A 19445-nucleotide genomic window follows, 5' to 3' on the forward strand; every position below is an offset into this window, starting at 1 on the left:
CTCTGGCGGCGGACGGGTCCATGGACAAAGATCGTCGCTGTTTGGACGGAAGAAAGGCAGGTACGGCGGATGTACCACACCTGGATGCGTTACTTCACACCCAGCCCGGTCCACCACCGACTCGGTCTCGTCTGCCTCGGCGTCGGGCTCCAGCACGGCGCCCTGCCCACCGTCGGCCCCCGCACCCTCGACCACCACGTGGCCGTCGTCGTCAGCGCCGGCAGCGGCTGGTACCGGGGCCCCGACGGGCGCCGCACCACCATCACCGCGCCCGCCCTGATCTGGCTCACCCCCGGCGTACCCCACCACTACTCCGCCGACCCCGACACCGGCTGGGACGAGGCCTTCGTCGACTTCGCGGGACCCGCCACCGTCACCTACACCGAACTCGGATACATCGAGCCCGATCGGCCCGTCGTCCCCCTCGCCGACGCCACCGCCCCGCGCGCCGCCGTCGGCCGCATCGCCCGCGCCGCCCGCCGCGGCAACCCCCTCCTGGAGGTGGAGACCGGGGCCGCCGTCCACGAGCTCCTGGTCGCCCTGCGCCGCGCCCGCGCCGACACCAACGCCGACGGCGACCCCGTCCTCACCGCCCTCGCCCGCGACGCCTTCCAGCCGCTCTCCGTCGCCGAGCACGCCGCCCGCCACGGCATGACCCAGGCCGAACTGCGGACCGCCGTCCGCCGCACCGCGGGCTGCAGCCCCAAGGACTACCTCCTCACCATCCGGCTCGGCCGTGCCAAGGAACTCCTCGCCGCCACCGAACTGCCCGTCGCCGCCGTCGCCCGCCGCGTCGGCTACGACGACCCCGCCTACTTCTCCCGGCTCTTCACCCGCCGGGTCGGCACCGCCCCCGTCCGCTTCCGCGAGCAGCAGGGCCGGACCGTGCCAGGCGGCTGGAGCAACGTGATCCCGGATCCCGAACACCCGCCGACCCTTCGCTCCCGATCCGTCTAAGCTCGCTGCTCATGAGCGAGATCGACGAGTCCGTCACTGCGGAACTGACCCGGCTGCGCGAGAGCATCGACAACATCGACGCGGCGGTCGTCCACATGCTCGCCGAACGCTTCAAATGCACCCAGCAGGTCGGCGTCCTCAAGGCGAAGCACCAGCTGCCGCCCGCCGACCCGGCGCGCGAGTCCCGCCAGATCGCCCGGCTGCGGGAGCTCGCCGAGAGCGCGAAACTGGACCCGGCGTTCGCGGAGAAGCTGCTCAACTTCATCATCGCGGAGGTCATCCGGCACCACGAGACGATCGCGGACGGAGCGCAACGATGAACCGGGTCACGGTCTTCACCCTCGGCGGGACGATCTCCGCGCGCGGCGGCGACGCCAGCCGGATGACGGGAGCCGAGGTCCTCGCCGGCCTCGGCGTCACCGACGCCGGCCTCTCCGTCGACCTGCGCGACTTCCGTCGGCTCCCCAGCTCCTCCCTCGCCTTCGAGGACCTCGCCGCCCTCGCCGACGAGGTCCGCGAGACCGTCGCCGCGGGCTCCGGCGTCGTCGTGGTCCAGGGCACCGACACCCTGGAGGAGACCGCCTTCCTCCTCGACCTGCTCTGCGAGACCGACCGGCCCGTCGTCGTCACCGGCGCCATGCGCCGCCCCGACCTGCCCGGCGCCGACGGCCCCGCCAACCTGGCCGCCGCGATCGCCGTCGCCGCCGACCCCGGCTGCGCGGGCCTCGGCGTCCTCGTCGTCCTCGCCGACGAGATCCACGCCGCCCGGCTCGTCCGCAAGACCCACACCACCTCCGTCGCCACCTTCGCCTCCCCGGGCGCCGGGCCGCTCGGCACCGTCGTCGAGGGCGAACCGCGCCTCCTGCTGCGCCCCACCGGCACCAGCGCCATCCACCCGCTCCGCTTCGACCCGGCGGTACGCGTCGCCCTGGTCACCCTCTCCCTCGGCGACCGCGGCGAGCTCCTCGAAGCGGTCGACTCCCGCTTCGACGGCATCGTCGTCGCCGCCTTCGGCGCCGGCCACGTCCCGACCTGGCTCGTCGACCCCCTGGAACGGCTCGCGACCCGCATCCCCGTCGTCCTCGCCTCCCGCACCGGCGCCGGAGCGACCCTCAGCCGTACCTACCGCGGCCCCGGATCCGAGCACGACCTCCTCACGCGCGGACTCGTCCCCGCGGGCCCGCTCGACCCCGCCAAGGCCCGCCTCCTCCTCCACGCGCTCCTCTCCACCGGCGCCAGGAGCCCGAGCGGTTACGACCGCCCCGGCATCACGGCCGCCTACGCCCACGTCACCGGCGCCGGCCTCGCCTGACGCCGCCGCGCCGGGCTGACTGCGGGAACCCCCGTGCCCCGCCGCCGCACCATCGGGCAGCATGGGCCCCATGTCCGTACTGACGCGCGACGAAGCGCAGACCCGTGCCCGGCTCCTCGACGTCCAGCACTACACGGTCGACCTCGACCTCACCACAGGCGACGAGACCTTCGAATCCACCACGCTCATCCGGTTCACCGCCCGGACCGCGGGGGAGACGTTCGTCGAGCTGAAGCCCGTCACGCTCCACTCCCTCCAGCTCGACGGCGAGCCCCTCGACCCCGCCTCCCTCGAAGAGAACCGGGTCCCGCTGCGCCTCACGGAGGGCGAGCACGAGCTGCGCGCCGTCACGACCATGCGGTACTCCCGTACCGGCGAGGGCATGCACCGCTTCAAGGACCCCACCGACGGCGAGTCGTACGTCTACACCCAGCTCTTCATGGAAGACGTCCAGCGCGTCTTCGCCGCCTTCGACCAGCCCGACCTGAAGGCCGTCTTCGAGGTGAGCGTCAAGGCCCCCGAAGGCTGGACCGTCCTCGCCAACGGCATCACCGAGCAACAGCCCGACGGCAGCTGGAAGGCCGCCGCCACCCCGCTGCTCTCCACGTACTTCGTCTGCGTCGCCGCCGGCCCCTGGCACTCCGTCCGCACCCGGCACGCCGGACTGCCCTTCGCCATCCACTGCCGGCGCTCCCTCGCGCCCCACCTCGACGCCGACGCCGACGAGATCCTCGACATCACCAAGGCCTGCTTCGACCGCTTCCACGAGAAGTTCGAGGAGCCGTACCCGTTCGACTCCTACGACCAGGCCTTCGTCCCCGAGTTCAACGCCGGCGCCATGGAGAACCCCGGCCTTGTCACCTTCCGCGACGAGTTCGTCTACCGCTCCGCCGTCACCGTCACCGAGCGCCAGACCCGCGCCATGGTCATCGCCCACGAGATGGCCCACATGTGGTTCGGCGACCTCGTCACCCTGCGCTGGTGGGACGACATCTGGCTGAACGAGTCCTTCGCCGAGTACATGGGCTACCAGACCGTCAACGAGGCGTGCTCCGACCGCTTCCCCGACACCTGGATCGACTTCGGCATCGAGCGCAAGGCCTGGGGCTACGACGCCGACCAGCGCCCCTCCACCCACCCCGTCGCCCCCGATCCGGACGCCGTACCCGACACCGACTCCGCGCTCCTCAACTTCGACGGCATCTCCTACGCCAAGGGCGCCTCCGCGCTGCGCCAGCTCGTCGCCTGGATGGGCGAGAAGGACTTCCTCGCCGGCATCAACACCCACTTCAAGCGCCACCGGTTCGGCAACGCCACCCTCGCCGACTTCATCGACAGCCTCGCCTCCGCGACCGAACGCGACGTCCACGCCTGGGCCGAGCGGTGGCTTCGGACCACCGGGGTCGACACCCTCACGCCCGAGCTCGCCGGCGGCGACACCCGCACCACCCTCACCGTCCGGCACGACGGCAGCCGGCCGCACCGCATCGCCGTCGGCGTCTACGACCGCGACCTCGTCGACGGCCGACGCCTCGTCGCGCGCGAACGCCTGGAGACCGACGTCCCGCAGACCGCGCCCCTCGACCTCCCCGGACCGCGCCCCGCCCTCGTCGTCCTCAACGACGGCGACCTCACGTACGCCAAGGTCCGCCTGGACGAGACCTCGCTGGAGACCGCCCTGCGCGGCATCTCCGGCATCCCCCACGCCCTCACCCGCGCCCTCGTCTGGAACACCCTGCGCGACATGGTCCGCGACGGCGAACTGGACCCCCGCGACTACCTGGCCACGGCCGAGGCCCACCTCCCCGAGGAGTCCGACCTCGCCGTCGTGCAGGGCGTCCTCGCCTTCGCCCGCACCCAGATCGCCGACCACTACCTCGCCCCCGCGGACCGTCCCGCCGCGCTCGCGCAGCTCACCTCCCTGGCCCGCACCCTGATCCGCCACACCGAGGACGGCGAAGCCCCCGGACTGCGCCTCACCGCCGTCCGTACGTTCATCAGCAGCGCCACACAGCCCGACACCATCGCCGGGTGGCTCGCCGAAGGGACCGTCCCCGGCGGCCCGGAGCTCGACCCGGAGCTGCGCTGGCGCGTCCTCGCCCGGCTCTCGGTCCTGGGCGCGGTCGACGGCGCCGTGATCGACCGCGAGCTTGCGCGGGACGCGAGCGCCACCGGCGAGGAGGGCGCGGCCCGCTGCCGGGCCGCCCTGCCGACGCCCGAGGCGAAGGCGGCCGCCTGGTCCGCCCTCTTCGACTCGGACGATCTGTCCAACTACCTGTTCACCGCGACGGCCCAGGGCTTCTGGCAGCCCGAACAGGCCGATCTGGTGCGGGAGTACGTGACGCGCTACTACCCCGCGGCCATCGCGCTCGGCGCCCGCAGGGGCGCCGCGATGGCCGCGGCGGCCGGCCGCTACGCGTTCCCCGCGTTCGCGATCGACCAGGAGTCCCTCGCGCTGGGCGAGTCCCACCTCACGGACCCGGCCCTGACTCCTGCCCTCCACCGTAAGCTCGTCGACCAACTCGCCGACCTGCGAAGGGCCTTGACGGTCCGCACCGCCTGACGGCCCGCGTGCCGGGGGCTCACCGCCCAGCGGCCCGCGGGCGAACGGCCACCGGGGGACGGCGTCCTGTCAAGGACCCGTCCCCCGTTCGGGTTGCTCCCGCGACATCGTCGGACAAACCCCCAGAACCCCCGGCAGGCTCGTGCCCATGCGTGCCGACCCCGCCCCACCCCTCGCCGCGACGGACACCGACGCCCTGCGCCCCCTCCTGGACACGGTCCTCGACGCACTCCGCGCGGGCGCGACCGCGCGCGGCGGTCCGATCCCCTCCGGCGGCCCGGACGAGGTCACCGCCCGCGTCCGGGAGGCACTGGGAGACCCGCTCCCCGCGCACGGCACCGACCCCACCGAGACCCTCCGCACGCTCACCCGCGCGCTCGCCGAGGGGGCCGCGGACCCCGCTCATCCCCTCTGCGCCGCCCACCTCCACACGCCGCCCCTCGGGCTCGCCGCCGCCGCCGACCTCGCCGCGTCCGTGCTCAACCCGTCCATGGACTCCTGGGACCAGGCCCCCGCCGCCTCCGCCCTGGAAGCCCTGGTCACCGAAGCCCTGGCCGCGGCGGTCTACCCCGCGGGACCCGACGGCACCGGACCCGGTCCCGACGCCCTCGTCACCACGGGCGGCACCGAGTCCAACCAGCTCGCGCTCCTCCTCGCCCGCGAGCGCCACGGCCCGGGCCACAGCGTCCAGAGCGTCGTCGGCGCGAACGCCCACCACTCCTTCCGCCGCGCCGCCTGGCTCCTCGGCCTCCCCGAACCGGTGACCGTGCCCACCCCCAACGGCACCCTCGACCCCGTGGCCCTCGACGAGGCGCTCACCGACCTCCACGGCCCCCTCCTCGTCGCCGCGACCGCGGGGACCACCGACACCGGCCGCATCGACCCCCTCCCGCAGATCGCCGACCTCTGCGACGCCCACGGCGCCGAGCTGCACGTCGACGCCGCCTACGGCGGCCCCCTTCTCTTCAGCGACACCCGCCACCCGCTCCTCGCCGGCCTCGACCGCGCCCGCACCGTCACCCTCGACCTGCACAAGCTGGGCTGGCAGCCGGCCGCCGCCGGACTCCTCGCCGTACGGGACGGGCGAGACCTCACGGTCCTCTCCCACACCGCCGACTACCTCAACGCGGCCGACGACACCGAGGCCGGACTCCCCGACCTCCTCGGACGCTCCCTGCGCACGACCCGCCGACCCGACATCCTCAAGATCGCCGTCACCCTGCGCGCCCTCGGCAGGGACGGCATGGGCGCGCTCGTCGACCGGGTCTGCGACCTCGGCCAGCAGCTCGCCGACCTCGTCGAGAAGAGCCCGGACCTGGAGCTGTACGAGCGCCCGGCCCTGACCACCGTGCTGTTCCGGCCCGCCGGCGCCGACGACACCACCGTCGCCGCGATCCGCCGCGCCCTCCTCGACGGGGGACGGGCGGTCCTCGGCCGGGCCCGCGCGGACGGCCGGCTCTGGCTCAAGGCCACCCTGCTCAACCCCCACGCCACCCCCGGCGACCTCCAAGACATCCTGGACCTCGTGGAAGGCAGCACCGACCGATGACCGGCAGCACCCCCCAGCGCGACCTCGACCACCCCCATGACCTGGTGGGCATCGGTATCGGCCCCTTCAACCTCTCCCTCGCCGCGCTCGCCCAGGGCGTCCCCGGCGGTCTCGCCACCGCGTTCTTCGACCAGAACCCCGCCTTCCACTGGCACCCCGGCCTCCTCATCGAGGGCGCCAGCCTCCAAGTCCCCTTCCTCGCCGACCTGGTGACCCTCGCCGACCCCGCCAGCCCCTGGTCGTTCCTCAACTACCTCCGCTCCCGCGACCGGCTCTTCCCCTTCTACTTCGCCGAGAAGTTCCACATCCAGCGCGCCGAGTACGACGCCTACTGCCGCTGGGTCAGCGCCCAGCTCTCCGGCCTGCACTTCGGCCACCAGGTCGACGCCGTCCGCTGGAACCCCGAACGCGCCCTGTTCGAGGTGGACTTCACCCAGCTGGACAAGGACGGCGAGGCCGAGGCGCTGGGCCGCGTGTACAGCCGCAACGTCGTCCTGGGCGTCGGCACCGAACCGTACGTACCCGAGCCCCTGAAGCCGCTGGCCGACGCCCCGCACGTGCCCGTCCTCCACTCGGCCGACTACCTGGAGCACCGCGAGCGGCTCCTCGCGGCCGAGCACGTCACGGTCATCGGATCCGGCCAGTCCGGCGCCGAGATCTTCCTCGACCTGCTGCGCGCCAGGCCCGCTGGAGCCGAGAAGATCCACTGGCTGGCCCGGACCGAGGCCTTCGCACCCATGGAGTACTCCAAGCTCGGCCTGGAGCACTTCACCCCCGACTACACCCGCTACTTCCACGCCCTGCCCGAACAGACCCGCAACGAACTCGTCCCGCGTCAGTGGCAGTTGCACAAGGGCATCGACGCCGACACCATCGCCGCCATCCACGACGAGCTGTACCGGCGCACCCTCCACGGCGGGTGGCCCGACGCCGTCCTCACCCCGGGGGTCCGCGTCCGCACCGCCGGCCGCGTCGCCACCACCAAGGTCGAACTCCATCTGGAGCACCTGCAGCAGTCGACCCGTTCCCGGCTCACCACCGACGCCGTCGTCCTCGCGACCGGCTACCGCGAACGCCCCGTCGACCGGATGCTCGCCGGGCTCGACCCGTATCTGCGCCACGACTCCGCCGGCCGGGCCAGGATCGACGACGACTTCCGGCTCGTCCTCGACTCCTCCGTCACCGGCTCCGTCTACGTACAGAACGCCGAGAAGCACACCCACGGCGTCGGCGCCCCCGACCTCGGACTCGCCGCCTGGCGCAGCGCCACCATCCTCAACTCGCTCACCGGCAAGGAGCCGTACCCGCTGCCGCGCCGCACCGCCTTCACCAGCTTCGGCCTGGAACGGAGAGAGGCGCCACGCATCCCGGCGCAGGGCCAGGCGATGACGCCTCTCACACAGAGCTGAACCGCCTAGAAGACGGGAACACCGTCCCGGGTCAGCTTCCAGTCCACCGACGCGAACTGGCCCGGGTCGATCGATCCCTTCGCCTTCACCCACTGGATGATGGTGTTGCGGATCTCGTCCGAGTTGGCCCACAGCTGCTGGGCCTTGGCGACGTGCGGGAAGGCGCCGCCGCCGCTGGCCCGGTAGTTGTTCACGGCGAGGACGAACTGCGCGGCCGGGTCGATCGGCTTCCCGCCGAAGGACAGGTTCACGATCCGCGAGCCGGCCGGCCTGGCGATGTCGATCTCGTACGTCACGCCGTACACGGCGTCGTAGTTGTAGTCCGGCGTGCCGTCCGCGTTCGTCAGCTTCGCCGTGTCCACGGGCGCGCCCGCCGGGGTCTGCACGTAGTACCGCGCCGAGAACTCCAGGTAGTCCTTGACCTGGGCACCCGTGAGCAGACGCGCCTCCAGGGTGTTCTCGAAGACGTAGAGCCCGGCCGCGTCACGGATGGTGACCTGACCGGCCGGGATCGCCGCCGTACGGGAGAAGCAGGACGCCTGCGACAGGACCGGCAGGGCCCCGTACGCGCCGCCCGCCAGCGCCTCCTTCACCGTCTCCGCCTGCACGTGGTTGATCAGATCGATGATCGGCTCGTCCTTCCACGGCGCGTCGGCCGTGGCCATCGTCGCGCTGGAGGTGCCGATGATCTGGTTGACGTACGCGACGACCTTCTTGTGCTCGTCGGCGAGCAGGCCGACGATCTCCGGGTCCTCCTCCACGGTGTTGGAGTTCAGCACCTGGGCGCCGATCTTCTCGACGGTCCACCGGCCCTTCTCCCACACCAGGTCGAAGTCGAAGAGGGTCAGGCGCTGACCCCACTTGAGCGGCTCGGACAGCACGACGTCCTTGCCGGTCTCCTTGTTCCTCACCCGGTACTCGGGGATCTCGGTGTGGGCGTGGCCGACGAGGATCGCGTCGATGCCGGCGACCTGCTCGGCGACGAGCCCGGCCGCGTTCTCGACGTGGGGGAGCTGGTCGCCGTACGAGGACGTGCCGCTGGAACCGCTGTGCGCCGACACCACCACGACGTCCGCGCCCATCGAGCGCAGCTTCGGCACCCACTTCGCCGCCTGCTCCTCCAGGCCAGGGAAGACCATCTTGCCGCTGACGTTGGCCTTGTCCCAGATCGCGATGCCCGGGTTGGTCAGACCGAGGACCGCGACCTTCACGTCCCGGCCGTGCGGGGTGCGCAGCCGGTGCATGCTGTACGGCGGGAATGCCGGCCTCAGCGTCTTCGCGTCGAGCGCGTTGGCGCCGAGCAGCGGGAAGTCGCACTGCTCCTCGAACTTCCGCAGCACCGGTATGCCGTAGTTGAACTCGTGGTTGCCGAGCGCGGCGGCGTCGTATCCGATCGCGTTCATCGCCTGCGCCATCGGGTGTACGGGACCGCGACGGGCGGTGATCGGGTCGACCTTGGCGTAGTAGTACGACAGCTGGGTGCCCTGGATCGTGTCGCCGGCGTCGATGAGGAGCGTGTTGCACCGCCCCTTGGCCTCGCGCACCTGGTCGACGAGGGTGGAGATCTTCGCGAGACCCACGTCGTTGTGCGCCTTGTCGTCGAACTCCTTGTCGGTGAAGTAGTCCCAGTTGAATACGTTGCCGTGCAGGTCGGTGGTGCCCATCACGGTGAAGGAGTACCGCTTGGCCGGCTCGGGACGCGGTCCGCGGGCCTGGGCCGGGGCGGCGGCGACCCCCGTGGTGAGGGCGGCTCCGGCTCCGACGGCGACGGAGCTCTCCAGGAACGTCCGGCGGTTCAGCGGCATGTGTTCTCCTTGGTCCGATGGTGCACAACGCGCGTAGATTCTGGCCCACCCGTCCCTCCGGCGACAGAGTTTTCGGGTCACGGAGTGGGAAAGTGTTCGGGATCGCAGCCACCGCCCGTACGAGGGAGCCCGACGTGACGACCCCACACCCGACCCCGGAGGCACCGCAGGTGGCTGTCCGCGGGGAGGCCCGACTCGACGTCGATCCGGAAGTCGCCCGTATCGGGGTGACGGTCAGCGCCCGCGGCACCGACCGGGCGGCGACCCTCTCCGACCTCACCCGGCGCAACACGCTCGCCCTCGACCTCGTGAAGTCCTACGGCGACGCCGTCGAGAAACTGGAGACCGGTTCCTTCTCCATCACCCCCGAGCCGGGCCGGCACGGTCGAGGCGAGCGGATCCGCGCCTACCAGGGCCGTGTCCATCTCACCGTGGAACTGACCGACTTCACCGCCCTCGGCGAGCTCACCACCCGCCTCGCCGATCTCGAACTGACCCGGGTCGACGGCCCCTGGTGGGCGCTGCGCCCCGACTCCCCGTCCTACGCGGAGGCCCGGCGCACGGCGGTGCGAGAGGCGGTCTCGCGCGCCCGCGCGTACGCGGAGGCCCTCGGCACCTCCCTCGCCGCCCTCCTGGAACTCTCGGACACGGGCCTGGTCGCGCCCCCGCCGGCAGTGGGCGGCATGCGCATGGCGTTCGCGGCCGACGCCTCCGACGCGCCTCCTCCGCTGGACCTGGAACCCCAGCTCCAGACGGTCACCGCCGAGGTGACCGCCCGCTTCACGATGGCCCCTCCGGCCCTCTAGGACCACCCCCGAAACGCTCATCGGAGCACCCGCCCGCACAGATTCAAGACTTGTCAATAACCTTTCATGCAAAGGTTGTTGAACAGACATGCCCGGCCTCTCGACTACCCGCCGGTAAGCCCTAGGGTCGAACCATGCGCCGAGCGAAAATCGTTTGCACCCTGGGGCCCGCCACCGACTCGTACGACCAGATCAAGGCACTGGTCGAGGCCGGAATGGACGTCGCCCGCTTCAACCTCAGCCACGGCGGCTACGCCGAACACGAGGAGCGCTACCAGCACGTACGGAAAGCCTCCGACGAGACCGGCCGCAGCATCGGAGTCCTCGCCGACCTTCAAGGTCCGAAGATTCGCCTCGGCCGGTTCCGTGAAGGACCCGTACTCCTTGAACGCGGTGACGACTTCACCATCACCGTCGAGCCGACTGAGGGCGACCGCCACATCTGCGGCACCACCTACGACGGCCTCGCCGCCGACGTCACCGCCGGTGAGCGCATCCTCGTCGACGACGGCCGCGTCACCCTCGAAGTCACCTCCGTCGACGCACCCCGCGTCCACACCCGCGTCGTCGAGGGCGGAATGGTCTCCGACAACAAGGGCCTCAACCTGCCCGGAGTCGCCGTCTCCGTCCCCGCCCTCTCCGAGAAGGACGTCGACGACCTCCGCTGGGCGCTGCGCACCGGAGCGGACGTCATCGCCCTCTCCTTCGTCCGCAGCGGCCGCGACATCGAGGACGTCCACCGCATCATGGACGAGGAGGGACGCCGCCTCCCCGTCATCGCCAAGATCGAGAAGCCCCAGGCCGTCGAGAACATCGACGACATCGTCGCCGCCTTCGACGGCATCATGGTCGCCCGCGGCGACCTGGGCGTCGAGATGCCCCTCGAACAGGTCCCGATCGTCCAGAAGCGCGCCATCAAGCTCGCCAAGCGCAACGCCAAGCCGGTCATCGTCGCCACCCAGATGCTCGACTCGATGATCGACAACTCCCGGCCGACCCGCGCCGAGGCCAGCGACGTGGCCAACGCCGTCATCGACGGCACCGACGCCGTGATGCTCTCCGGCGAGACCAGCGTCGGCAAGTACCCCGTCGAGACCGTCCGCACCATGGGCCGGATCGTCGAGGCCGCGGAGGAGGACGTGCTCGCCAAGGGCCTGCCGCCGCTGACCGAGCGGAACAAGCCCCGTACCCAGGGCGGAGCGGTCGCCCGCGCCGCCGCAGAGATGGGCGACTTCCTCGGCGCCAAGTTCCTCGTCGCCTTCACCCAGTCCGGCGACACCGTCAAGCGCCTCTCCCGCTACCGCTCGCCCATCCCGCTGCTCGCCTTCACACCCGACCCCGCCACCCGCTCCCAGCTCAACCTCACCTGGGGCGTCGAGACCTTCCTCGGCCCACACGTCGACTCCACCGACGCGATGGTCGCCCAGGTCGACGAGGAACTCCTGCGCATCGGCCGGTGCCGGAAGGGCGACATCGTCGTCATCACCGCCGGCTCCCCGCCCGGAGTCCCCGGCTCCACCAACCTCGTCCGTGTCCACCACATCGGCGAGGACGACAGCCCGAAGGAGTGACCACGGCGGCCCCGTTGCGCCCCGACACCTCTGTCCGAGCGCCAAGGTGACGCCATGTCACACCACCTCAGCGGACCCCATCTGCGTTCCCCGATGGGCGATGCCCGCCTGGACCTGACCGACCTCTTCGCCTTCACCGTTCCCGGCGGGCGAACCGTTCTCATCATGAACGTCAACCCGATCGCGCCCACCGGGGGCACCGCGTTCCACCCCGACGCGGTCTACCGCGTCAACGTCGACACCGACGGCGACAACCAGGCCGACATCGCCTTCAGCTTCACCTTCTCCGACCCCGCGGACGACGGCGAGCAGACCCTCGCCCTCCACCGCGCCACCGGCGTCGAGGCCCGCGCCCACGAGGCCGCCGGCACGCCGCTCTTCACCGACGTCCCCGTCTCCTTCGGCCGCGAGCTGTCCGTGACCGAGGCGGACGGCTACAAGGTCTCCGCCGGACTGCGCAGCGACCCCTTCTTCGCCGACCTCGACGGCATCGTCGCCGACTTCACGTGGACCGGGACGGACTGGGGCGCCGACAAGAACGTCTTCGGCATCGCCCTCGAAATGCCCGACGCGGCGCTCGGCGACGACCCCCGGATCGGAGTCTGGGCCCGCGTCAGCCTCCACGCCGACGGCGAACTGAAGTCCGTCGACCGCGGAGCCCATCCCTCCCTCACCGCGTACCTGAACGCGGAGGAGGCCAAGGACGCCTACAACGAAGGGGAACCGGCCGACGACTGGGCGACCTACCTCGAACCCTGGAAGGCGGCCCTCGCCCACACCGGCGGCTACACCCCCGAGGCGGCGGAGGAGGCGCTCCGCACGGTCCTCCCCGACGTGCTGCGCTACGACCGGAGCAAGCCCGCCGCCTACCCCAACGGGCGCACGCTCACGGACGACGTCACCTCGGCCCGGCTGGCGATGATCTCGGGCGGCAAGGTCACCTCGGACCACATCGGCCCCCACAAGGACCTGCTCCCGCACTTCCCGTACCTGGGGACGCCGCACTGATCAGTGCTTGACGCCCACGTGCAGATCCATGAGGGCGACGGAGGCCTTGCGCGCGATGGAGATGTTCTGCGCGCTACGTGACTGGTTGGCGGACTTCCACTCGACGCCGACGAGATCGAGGGCGTCGGTGAGGAGCCCGATGATGTCGGCGGACGAGTTGGTGAAGAAGTAGCGGGGGCACTCGTACCGCTTCATCCGTCCGCCGATGATCTTCTCGGTCCAGTTGACGATTCGGCAGCCGTCAGAGTGGATGAGTCCCCGGATGAACGCCCACGGGTGGGTGTCGACGATCTGCTGCTGCCAGGGTTCGAGAGCGATGTGCCGCTCGTGTTTCTTGCCAGGGCCGTGCTGGGGGAAGAGGCAGGTCCAGTGCCGCCCGTAGCTGGTGACCATCACGCACCCCTGCTTCTGCAGGACGCAGACGCTTCCCTCGGGCCGGACGGCCCTGATCGCCTCGCGACACTGCTCGATCAGGCCGGGCCAGGCGTCCGCGCAGGCGATGCGTAAGAAGTGGCCGCCCCGGGGGTGATCGCTGATGCAGCCGTCGCCCACGTAGAGCCCGAGCAGGTAGGAGTACGCGATCGTGTCGTCGGGTACCCCCGGCGACGGACAGCATCTCGGGCAAGGAGCCGACTGTCCGCTCATGCGCGGTGAGGGCTCAAGTCGAGTCTTCCAGGCGCGCATGGCGGCTCGGGAGACGCCCGTCTGCTTGCTGACGGAGTCGAGGCTCCGCCCATCGGCGAGCAGAGCCAGGGTGTGCTGGCGTGTCTCAAGGTCGTACATGAATGCGATGGTCGTCGCGCCCATGATCGCCTGCATGCTTTCGCGGGTGTGTTCACCGACGTGAGTGGAAGACCGCCTCGCGCGGCTCAACCTTGGAATCGAAGGAAAAGTGCCCCAGGTGGGATTCGAACCCACACTGTCCGCTGTTTGAGAGCGGCCTCTCTGACCAGTTGGAGTACTGGGGCCTTAGAAAGGTAGGGCTGGAAGAGCCCTGCGGATCACCACCTTACCGCAGCTAGGTAGGCTCATGGGGAGCAGCTTTGCCCCGCAACGAGGAGCCCCCGTGACCGCCCCCGAGTCGCCCCAGCCCGCCGACGACGCCGACGTGTCGCACGTCCCGCCGCTGACGACCCGCGTCGTCATCGCCGAGGACGAGGCCCTCATCCGCCTCGACCTCAAAGAGATGCTCGAGGAAGAGGGCTACTCGGTCGTCGGCGAGGCCGGCGACGGCGCCCGGGCCGTCGAGCTCGCCCGGGAGCACCGGCCCGACCTCGTCATCCTGGACGTGAAGATGCCCGTCCTCGACGGCATCTCCGCCGCCGAGAAGATCGCCGGGGAGTCCATCGCCCCCGTCCTGATGCTCACCGCCTTCTCCCAGCGCGACCTCGTGGAGCGGGCGCGGGACGCCGGCGCCATGGCGTACCTGGTGAAGCCGTTCAGCAAGAGCGACGTCGTCCCGGCGATCGAGATGGCCGTGTCCCGCTTCGCGGAGCTGCGGGCGCTGGAGAAGGAGGTCGCCGACCTCTCCCAGCGGCTGGAGACGCGCAAGCTGGTGGACCGGGCGAAGAGCATCCTGCAGACGCAGTACGGCCTCACCGAGCCCGCCGCCTTCCGCTGGATCCAGAAGACGTCGATGGACCGGCGCATGTCGATGCAGCAGGTCGCCGAGGCGGTCATCGAGGACGCCGAGGAGAAGAAGGCGGCCAAGGGCCAGCAGTGACGCCCTAGCCGTACGCGTACGCGTACGGGTACGGCTACGAGAAGGAGGCCCGCCCCACAACGCTGTGGGGCGGGCCTCCTCGTTCTCGGTGCGATGGTGCCGCCGGATCAGTCCTCGCCGAGGTACGCCTTGCGCACGGACTCGTCGTGGAGCAGGTCCCGGCCGGTGCCGGACAGGACGACCTTGCCGATCTCCATGACGTGACCGTGGTCGGCCAGGGCGAGGGCGGCCTGGGCGTTCTGCTCGACGAGCAGGATGGTGGTGCCCTGGGCCTTGAGCTCGGCGATGGTCGCCATGATCTTCTGCATCATGATCGGCGAGAGCCCCATGGAGGGCTCGTCGAGCATGAGCAGCTTGGGCTGGGACATGAGGGCACGGCCCATGGCGAGCATCTGCTGCTCGCCGCCGGAGAGGGTGCCCGCGGCCTGCTTGCGCCGCTCCCCGAGGATCGGGAAGAGGTCGTAGGCGCGCTGGACGTCCTTGGCGATGCCCGCGGTGTCCTTGCGGAGGAAGGCGCCGAGGAGGAGGTTCTCCTCGATCGTCATCCGGGGGAAGATGTGCCGTCCCTCGGGGGAGTGGGCCAGGCCGAGGGAGACGATCTTGTGCGCGGGCGTCTTCCGGAGCGACTTGCCCTCGAACTTGATCTGGCCGCCGACGGGCTTGAGCAGTCCGGAGAGGGTGCGCAGGGTGGTCGTCTTGCCGGCGCCGTTGGTGCCGATCAGGGTGACGACCTCGCCGGCCTCGACGGAGAACGAGATGCCCTTGACGGCCTCGATCTTGCCGTAGGCGACGCGCAGGTCCTCGACCTCGAGCAGTGCGGTCATGCGTCGTTCTCCTTGCCCGAACCGGTGGCCTTCGGGGTGTCCTCGGCCGCGGTCTCTGTGCTGTCCGTGGCGTCGTCGGCGGCCTCGGAGGCCTCGTCGGCGTCGGCAGGCTCGGCGTCCGCGTCGGAGGGCTCGGGGTCGGCGTCCGTGTCGGTCGCCTCCTCCGAGGTGGCTTCCTCGGCGGCGGCCTCCTCCGCGGCGGCCTCCGCCGCCTCGACCTCGGCCACCTCTTCCTCGCCGGGCGCGCCCTCGAAGGGCTCGCCCAGGTAGGCGGCGATGACCCGCTCGTCGCTCTGGACGGTCTGGCTGTCGCCCTCCAGGAGCTTCTCGCCCTGGACGAGTACGGCGACCCGGTCGCAGAGGTTGAAGATGAAGCGCATGTCGTGCTCGATGACGAGCACGGCGACGCCCATGTCCCGGATGGCGAAGATGAGTTCCTCGGCGGCCCGGGTCTCCTGCGGGTTCATGCCGGCCGTCGGCTCGTCCAGGAGGATGAGGCCGGGGTCGCTCGCGAGCGCGCGGGCGATCTCGAGCTTGCGCTGCTCACCGTAGGGGAGGTTCTTCGCGAGGTGGTCGGCCTTGTGCTTCAGGCCGATGAACTCCAGGAGTTCGAGGGCTCGCGTCTCGGCCTCGTTCTCGGCCTTCTTGAAGCCGGGAAGGCGCAGCAGGGCGGACCAGAGGCCCTGCTTCATCCGGGTGTGGCGGCCGACCAGGACGTTCTCCAGGACGGTCATGTTGCTGAACAGCCGGATGTTCTGGAAGGTACGGGCGATGCCTGCGTCGGTGACCTTGAAGGACTTCGGCGGCAGGACGTTGCCCTTGTAGCGGACCTCGCCCTCGGTGGGGATGTAGAGGCCGGTGAGGCAGTTGAAGAACGTGGTCTTGCCGGCACCGTTGGGGCCGATGAGACCGACGATCTCCCCGCTGTTGACGGTGAGGTTGACGTCGCGGACGGCGGTGAGGCCGCCGAAGCGCATCGTGACTCCGCGGGCGTCGAGCACGGGCTCGCGGTCCGGGACCGCCGGAGCGGCGTCCTTCGTCGTGGTGATGGTCGTCATGGTTCAGGCACCTGCCTTGGCGAGCGTGGCGGGCGCTTCGGCGTTCTCGTGGAACTCGAGCTGGTTGCGCCGGTTGGCGATGATGCCCTCGGGGCGGAACCGCATGAGCAGGATCAGCGCGAGTCCGAAGGCGAGCAGCTGGTAGTCGCCCATGAACTGAAGCTTGTTCGGGATGAGGAAGAGCAGCGCCGCGCCGACCAGGGGACCGCTCATGGTGCCCATGCCGCCGAGGACGACGGCCGCGAGCAGGAAGGCGGAGTTGGGCGGGATGGGGCCGGCGAAGAGGTACTGCTCCGGGGTCACGGTGTAGGTGACGTGGGCCTGGACGGTGCCGGCGACTCCGGCGAGCGAGGCGCCGAGGGCGAAGGCGATGAGCTTGACGCGGAAGCCGTTGATGCCCATGGCGAGCGCGGCGGTCTCGTCCTCGCGGATGGCGACCCAGGCGCGGCCGATACGGGAGTTGCCGCTCCGTCGGAAGACGAGGACGACGACCGCCATGATCAGCAGCATCAGGAAGAAGTAGTTGGCGAAGCGTCCGATGGTGAATCCGGCGATGGAGTGCTCCATGCCGAAGTCGAAGCCGAAGATGTTGAGGTTCGGGATGGACGCGATGCCGTTGGAGCCGTTGGTGATGTCCGGACCGGAGGTGCCGTCCGTGTTCATCATCGTGATGCGGAAGATCTCACCGAATCCGAGCGTCACGATGGCGAGGTAGTCGCCGCGCAGCCGCAGGGTCGGGGCGCCGATGAGGACACCGAAGATCAGGGAGGCTCCGGCGCCGACGAGCACGGCGGCCCAGAAGGGGAGGTGGATGCCGAGCGGGGAGGTCGGCGCGCCGGACACCAGGGCGGCCGCGTAGGCGCCGACGCCCAGGAAGGCGACGTAACCGAGGTCGAGCAGACCGGCGAGGCCGACGACGATGTTCAGGCCGAGGGCCACCGTCGCGAAGATCAGGATGTACACGCCGATGGTCGCGTACTGGTCGTCGGTCTGGGTGAAGGGGAACAGGGCCGCGGCGATGAACGCACCGGCGATGGTGAGGTTCTGGTGCTTCGACGTGAGCTGGGTGGCCTGCTGGATGAGGCCGGACTTGGTGAGCGCGGCGAAGCCGAAGCCGGCCGTGATCAGGAAGCCGATGAACGCTTCGTCGTACTCGGTGCCGATGCCGTAGGTGAAGACGCCCAGGCCGGCGGCGAGGATGCCGGTGATGATGAGGATCTCGACCGCGGACGGCAGCGGGGGCACCGGGCGGACCGGGCCGGCGGCGAAGGAGGCCTTGAAGGTCTGCCAGCCGTTGCCGAGCCGGTGACGGAACTGGGACCAGCCGTCGTCCTCGGGGTCCACGGCGTGGAGCTCGGGACGCTCGAAGGGCAGGGCCAGCGCGCCGATCAGGGCGAGCAGGGTGGCGACGCCGACGACGGCGCCACCGGGCTCCAGGTTGATCGGGCCGCCGAGCTGGACGCTGATCGAGACGATCGTGTACCAGGCGGTGGCGAAGGCGGCGAGCGCGGAGAACTTGATCGCCCCGTCGGCTCCGGCCGGGGTGAGCCAGCCGGTGCCCTTGACCCCGTACGAGGAGAGGCCGAACAGGACGGTGAGGAGGCCGGCCACGAGGACCTGCCACTGCAGTCCGCCCGGGTAGCCGTAGACGGTGAGGTCGCCGGGGAAGGCGGCCGTCCAGGTCCAGGAGAGGAAACAGCTGACCACGGTGAGCGCGCCGCCGCCGAGGGCCAGGGCCCGTGCGGTGGTGGCGGGCAGGGGGAGGAGTCCGGTCGCCGTGGCGGTCGCGGGCTCGGGTGCGGCGGGGGCCGTCGTGTTCTCGGAAGTGGTGGTCATGGTGGTCACGCCCTGTCCGCGACGCGCTCGCCCAACAGACCCTGGGGCCTGAGGAGGAGGACGACGATGAGGAGTACGAACGCCCAGACATCGGCCCAGGACTGGCCGCCGAGCTGCTGCATGCCGGGGATGTGGTTGATGTAGGCGGTGGCCATCGTCTCGGCGATGCCGAGGACGAGTCCGCCGATCATCGCGCCGTAGATGTTGCCGATGCCGCCGAGGACCGCCGCGGTGAACGCCTTGAGTCCGAGGAGGAAGCCCATCTTGTAGTCGATCTGGCCGTACTTGAGGCCGTACGCGACGGCTCCGACGGCGGCGAACGACGCACCGAGCGCGAACGCGATCACGATGATGCGGTCGGTGTTGACGCCCATGAGGCGCGCGGTGTCCGGGTCCTGGGCCGTCGCCTGCATGCCGCGTCCGATGCGGGTGCGCATGACGAAGAAGGCGAGGAAGGCCATGCAGATCGGGGCGGCGACGACGAGGAAGACGTCACCGGTTCCGATGGTGATCGGGCCGAGCTCGATCGGGCCGCCGGGGATCTGCGGGAAGGTGCGGGCCGACTTGGCCTCCGGGTACCAGGCCCAGACGGCCTGCTGGAGGGCGAGCGAGAGACCGATGGCCGTGATGAGCGGGGCGAGCTTGGGCCCGCCGCGCAGCGGCCGGTAGGCGAAGCGTTCGGCGCCGACGGCTATGGTCGTGGCCACCAGGATGGCACCGATAATCATGAGGGGGAGCGCGATCCAGAGGCTCGTTCCTCCGGGGAGCATGAGCCAGACCGTCAGGGCCCCGAAGCCGCCGGTCATGAAGATCTCGCCATGGGCGAAGTTGATGAGCTGGACGATGCCGTAGACCATCGTGTAACCAACGGCGACCAGCCCGTACATGGATCCCAGTAGCAGGCCGTTGACCAGCTGCTGCGGCAGTTCGTTCACCGCATTGTCCTCCGAGACTTTCGACGGATGTGACACCGCGCGGGGCGCTGTGGTGCGGCGCCCCGCGCGGCGAAGGTGGTGCTGAGGGG

At 70.7% G+C, this 19445-nt stretch carries 16 protein-coding genes and 1 tRNA gene; 10 read left to right on the plus strand and 7 right to left on the minus strand.

The window, feature by feature from the left end; genetic code table 11:
* The first annotated feature begins 69 nt into the window (after positions 1-69).
* From ACZ3IJ_RS16795 to ACZ3IJ_RS16820, 6 genes are all read left to right on the plus strand, one after another.
* On the plus strand, positions 70-957 hold the full coding sequence (locus ACZ3IJ_RS16795; protein WP_467468812.1) for a helix-turn-helix domain-containing protein: 888 nt from the start codon (positions 70-72) through the stop codon (positions 955-957).
* Positions 958-968: 11 nt separating this feature from the next.
* Positions 969-1277, plus strand: coding sequence for a chorismate mutase (locus tag ACZ3IJ_RS16800; RefSeq protein ID WP_352186355.1), 309 nt, complete (start codon positions 969-971; stop codon positions 1275-1277).
* Entirely contained in the window at positions 1274-2269 is a 996-nt protein-coding gene (locus tag ACZ3IJ_RS16805) for an asparaginase (protein WP_467468815.1), read from the plus strand. The genes ACZ3IJ_RS16800 and ACZ3IJ_RS16805 overlap by 4 nt, the downstream gene beginning before the upstream one ends.
* 70 nt (positions 2270-2339) lie before the next feature.
* Entirely contained in the window at positions 2340-4832 is a 2493-nt protein-coding gene (pepN, locus tag ACZ3IJ_RS16810; RefSeq protein WP_467468817.1) for an aminopeptidase N, read from the plus strand.
* A gap of 148 nt (positions 4833-4980) precedes the next feature.
* On the plus strand, positions 4981-6381 hold the full coding sequence (locus tag ACZ3IJ_RS16815; protein ID WP_467468819.1) for a pyridoxal phosphate-dependent decarboxylase family protein: 1401 nt from the start codon (positions 4981-4983) through the stop codon (positions 6379-6381).
* On the plus strand, positions 6378-7790 hold the full coding sequence (locus tag ACZ3IJ_RS16820; protein WP_467468821.1) for a lysine N(6)-hydroxylase/L-ornithine N(5)-oxygenase family protein: 1413 nt from the start codon (positions 6378-6380) through the stop codon (positions 7788-7790). Before ACZ3IJ_RS16815 ends, ACZ3IJ_RS16820 begins: the two co-directional genes overlap by 4 nt.
* Before the next feature lie 5 nt (positions 7791-7795).
* On the opposite strand, the gene ACZ3IJ_RS16825 is transcribed toward ACZ3IJ_RS16820, so the two are convergent.
* Positions 7796-9595 carry a bifunctional metallophosphatase/5'-nucleotidase gene (locus tag ACZ3IJ_RS16825; RefSeq protein WP_467468823.1) on the minus strand — a complete coding sequence of 600 codons (1800 nt, stop codon included), beginning with the start codon at positions 9593-9595 and terminating at the stop codon, positions 7796-7798.
* Positions 9596-9729: 134 nt separating this feature from the next.
* On the opposite strand from ACZ3IJ_RS16825, the gene ACZ3IJ_RS16830 reads away from it, so the two are divergent.
* From ACZ3IJ_RS16830 to ACZ3IJ_RS16840, 3 genes are all read left to right on the plus strand, one after another.
* The gene (locus ACZ3IJ_RS16830) at positions 9730-10401 is read left to right on the plus strand and encodes an SIMPL domain-containing protein (protein WP_467468825.1); all 672 of its coding nucleotides are present in this window, start codon (positions 9730-9732) and stop codon (positions 10399-10401) included.
* Positions 10402-10535: 134 nt separating this feature from the next.
* Positions 10536-11972 carry a pyruvate kinase gene (pyk, locus tag ACZ3IJ_RS16835; protein ID WP_467468827.1) on the plus strand — a complete coding sequence of 479 codons (1437 nt, stop codon included), beginning with the start codon at positions 10536-10538 and terminating at the stop codon, positions 11970-11972.
* Between the two features lie 54 nt (positions 11973-12026).
* A complete protein-coding gene (locus ACZ3IJ_RS16840; RefSeq protein WP_467468829.1) occupies positions 12027-12980 on the plus strand; it encodes a DUF4331 family protein in 954 nt (317 codons plus the stop codon).
* On the opposite strand, the gene ACZ3IJ_RS16845 is transcribed toward ACZ3IJ_RS16840, so the two are convergent.
* The gene (locus tag ACZ3IJ_RS16845) at positions 12981-13763 is read right to left on the minus strand and encodes a transcriptional regulator (protein ID WP_467468831.1); all 783 of its coding nucleotides are present in this window, start codon (positions 13761-13763) and stop codon (positions 12981-12983) included.
* Between the two features lie 110 nt (positions 13764-13873).
* Positions 13874-13948, minus strand: a tRNA-Leu gene (locus ACZ3IJ_RS16850).
* Positions 13949-14046: 98 nt separating this feature from the next.
* Here ACZ3IJ_RS16850 and ACZ3IJ_RS16855 point away from each other — a divergent pair.
* Positions 14047-14703 (plus strand): ANTAR domain-containing response regulator, encoded by a 657-nt coding sequence (locus tag ACZ3IJ_RS16855; protein WP_361432797.1) that lies wholly within the window; start codon positions 14047-14049, stop codon positions 14701-14703.
* Positions 14704-14810: 107 nt separating this feature from the next.
* Here the strand turns inward: ACZ3IJ_RS16855 and ACZ3IJ_RS16860 are convergent, their stop codons facing one another.
* The 4 genes from ACZ3IJ_RS16860 to ACZ3IJ_RS16875 are packed head-to-tail and all read right to left on the minus strand — an operon-like array spanning position 14811 to position 19356.
* A complete protein-coding gene (locus tag ACZ3IJ_RS16860; RefSeq protein ID WP_352186344.1) occupies positions 14811-15527 on the minus strand; it encodes an ABC transporter ATP-binding protein in 717 nt (238 codons plus the stop codon).
* Positions 15524-16585: an ABC transporter ATP-binding protein gene (locus ACZ3IJ_RS16865; RefSeq protein ID WP_467468834.1), complete on the minus strand. Its 1062-nt coding sequence runs from the start codon at positions 16583-16585 to the stop codon at positions 15524-15526. Before ACZ3IJ_RS16865 ends, ACZ3IJ_RS16860 begins: the two co-directional genes overlap by 4 nt.
* 3 nt (positions 16586-16588) lie before the next feature.
* Positions 16589-18430 carry a branched-chain amino acid ABC transporter permease gene (locus ACZ3IJ_RS16870; RefSeq protein ID WP_467468836.1) on the minus strand — a complete coding sequence of 614 codons (1842 nt, stop codon included), beginning with the start codon at positions 18428-18430 and terminating at the stop codon, positions 16589-16591.
* Positions 18427-19356 (minus strand): branched-chain amino acid ABC transporter permease, encoded by a 930-nt coding sequence (locus tag ACZ3IJ_RS16875; RefSeq protein ID WP_352186341.1) that lies wholly within the window; start codon positions 19354-19356, stop codon positions 18427-18429. Before ACZ3IJ_RS16875 ends, ACZ3IJ_RS16870 begins: the two co-directional genes overlap by 4 nt.
* Between the last annotated feature and the right edge of the window lie 89 nt (positions 19357-19445).

The organism is Streptomyces sp. NPDC013317 (assembly GCF_055563155.1).

Bases quoted from the DNA above. Each gene is read 5' to 3' on its own strand.
- ACZ3IJ_RS16795 (WP_467468812.1), top strand. From the start codon at position 70: ATGTACCACACCTGGATGCGTTACTTCACACCCAGCCCGGTCCACCAC.
- ACZ3IJ_RS16800 (WP_352186355.1), top strand. From the start codon at position 969: ATGAGCGAGATCGACGAGTCCGTCACTGCGGAACTGACCCGGCTGCGC.
- ACZ3IJ_RS16805 (WP_467468815.1), top strand. From the start codon at position 1,274: ATGAACCGGGTCACGGTCTTCACCCTCGGCGGGACGATCTCCGCGCGC.
- pepN (WP_467468817.1), top strand. From the start codon at position 2,340: ATGTCCGTACTGACGCGCGACGAAGCGCAGACCCGTGCCCGGCTCCTC.
- ACZ3IJ_RS16815 (WP_467468819.1), top strand. From the start codon at position 4,981: ATGCGTGCCGACCCCGCCCCACCCCTCGCCGCGACGGACACCGACGCC.
- ACZ3IJ_RS16820 (WP_467468821.1), top strand. From the start codon at position 6,378: ATGACCGGCAGCACCCCCCAGCGCGACCTCGACCACCCCCATGACCTG.
- ACZ3IJ_RS16825 (WP_467468823.1), bottom strand. From the start codon at position 9,595: ATGCCGCTGAACCGCCGGACGTTCCTGGAGAGCTCCGTCGCCGTCGGA.
- pyk (WP_467468827.1), top strand. From the start codon at position 10,536: ATGCGCCGAGCGAAAATCGTTTGCACCCTGGGGCCCGCCACCGACTCG.
- ACZ3IJ_RS16840 (WP_467468829.1), top strand. From the start codon at position 12,027: ATGTCACACCACCTCAGCGGACCCCATCTGCGTTCCCCGATGGGCGAT.
- ACZ3IJ_RS16845 (WP_467468831.1), bottom strand. From the start codon at position 13,763: ATGTACGACCTTGAGACACGCCAGCACACCCTGGCTCTGCTCGCCGAT.
- ACZ3IJ_RS16860 (WP_352186344.1), bottom strand. From the start codon at position 15,527: ATGACCGCACTGCTCGAGGTCGAGGACCTGCGCGTCGCCTACGGCAAG.
- ACZ3IJ_RS16865 (WP_467468834.1), bottom strand. From the start codon at position 16,585: ATGACGACCATCACCACGACGAAGGACGCCGCTCCGGCGGTCCCGGAC.